1 pseudogene is annotated in these 239 nt (G+C 56.9%); it reads right to left on the bottom strand.

Features of this window, described 5'->3' with window-relative positions:
- Window positions 1-118: 118 nt before the first annotated feature.
- Window positions 119-239 (bottom strand): annotated as a pseudogene (locus SJH88_RS19665) (IS110 family transposase); the annotation flags it as partial.

Below are 239 nucleotides of genomic sequence, written 5' to 3'. Positions count from 1 at the left end.
GTGGACCATGCCCATCCGGGATTGGAAGGCTGCGCTGACCCGCTTTACCATTGAGTTCGGAGACCGCATCTCCGTCAATTGAAGTCCGAACCGTTTACACAAAAATTCGGACACGCCCGCTGGCAGCTTCGCAGATGGCAGCCGCATCATTGGCATCATTCTTGCCGCCTTTGCCTTGCATGCGATATGGAGCAACCAAGGCCGCAGCGATCATTCGTGCGTCTAGCCCCATGCCTTGC

Source organism: Comamonas sp. GCA5 (assembly GCF_036541385.1).
Lineage (GTDB): Bacteria > Pseudomonadota > Gammaproteobacteria > Burkholderiales > Burkholderiaceae_C > Comamonas > Comamonas aquatica.
This window is presented reverse-complemented; position numbering and strand designations above follow the sequence as displayed.